The sequence below is a fragment of the Carnobacterium sp. ISL-102 genome (assembly GCF_018612935.1).
Lineage (GTDB): Bacteria > Bacillota > Bacilli > Lactobacillales > Carnobacteriaceae > Carnobacterium_B > Carnobacterium_B alterfunditum.
In genome coordinates this window covers 1-1,154 of record NZ_JAGGRF010000041.1, presented here as the reverse complement: position 1 = coordinate 1,154, position 1,154 = coordinate 1, and the positions used below count along the sequence as shown (strand labels likewise).

Genomic DNA, 1,154 nt, shown 5'->3' with positions numbered 1-1,154 from the left:
TGATTTGTCAAATTAAGCTAGACAGAACATCTTCATTCATGTAACTCAAAAATACTTCCAATGGTGTTTGATAGTTCAATGACTTTCTTGGAATAGTATTTCTCTTATCTGCAACTGATGAAACAAATGATTGGTCGACTTGATTAAAATCCATTTCTTTTGGCAAGCCATCTTTTCGGAGAAGACCGTTAGAATTTTCGTTTAAAGCTCGTTGTGAAGGTGTTCCAGGATCAGCAAAATAAATGGCGATATCGTGGTGGTTGCATAGAGATTTCCAGTTAGAAAATTCTTTTCCACAATCAAAGGTGATAGAACGGAATAAGTTTCTTGGAATACCGTGAAACCAGTGATTCATGGCTGTTTCAATGTCGCTGGCCTTTCGTCCATTGGGTTTCAAGGTAATAATGACTTTAGATAGACGTTCCACTAAAGTGATAACAGCACTTTTATGGTGGACACCTACAATGGTGTCGCCTTCGATATGGCCAAATTCTTCTTTAAACTGGGGATAATCTTTCTCTCTTTCTGTGATATTCCGCTTGAAAGACTGTTTTCCCCGACGTTCTTTATGACCATTTGGTTTTCTTTTCCCTTTCATTGGGAGTGTGGTTTCATCAAAGATCTTTTCTTTGAACTGGCGGTAAAGAGTACGAACGGAACACGCAACAGGCTCTTCCGCCCGACCAATAATGACGTCAGGTGTCCAACCTTGAGTGACTTTTTCTTTGATGTAGGCCTGTTGTTTCTTTGAAAGCACGATTTTGCGACGCCCACAACGCTTCTTATTTTCCTTGTACTGTTGGAAGTACTCAAGTGCCGTATGCCCTGCTTTCAAGAAGTTAATGACGTTGTAAATGGGTGTTCGCGTTCGTTTTAAATAAGCGGCTATTTTCGCAACTGGTATATTTTTGTGGTAATAAGACTCTATCATCACCAGTTCATCCGTGGTAAGATGGGTGTAGGTCATTCGTGATCACTCCTATGTCTTCTTTAGTCGGAATTACATTTTGAGTGTACCACGAATGGCTTTTTTATTTGTCTAGCTTAATTTTACAATCGGCGGGATAAAAAATTTTTGGAGGATCCTATTATGAAACCAACGAATAATCGAAAAAACGAACATGTTTCATTAGCAGAAAAGTTTGCTAAAGAGA

General features: G+C 38.9%; 1 protein-coding gene. It reads right to left on the bottom strand.

Annotation, left to right across the window (positions count from 1 at the left end):
* Positions 1-7: 7 nt before the first annotated feature.
* Positions 8-967: an IS30 family transposase gene (locus tag J7E16_RS10555; RefSeq protein WP_214891544.1), complete on the bottom strand. Its 960-nt coding sequence runs from the start codon at positions 965-967 to the stop codon at positions 8-10.
* Positions 968-1,154: the final 187 nt, after the last annotated feature.

What these genes read in the sequence shown, in the direction of transcription:
- J7E16_RS10555 (WP_214891544.1), bottom strand. Translation starts at nt 967, where the DNA reads ATGACCTACACCCATCTTACCACGGATGAACTGGTGATGATAGAGTCT.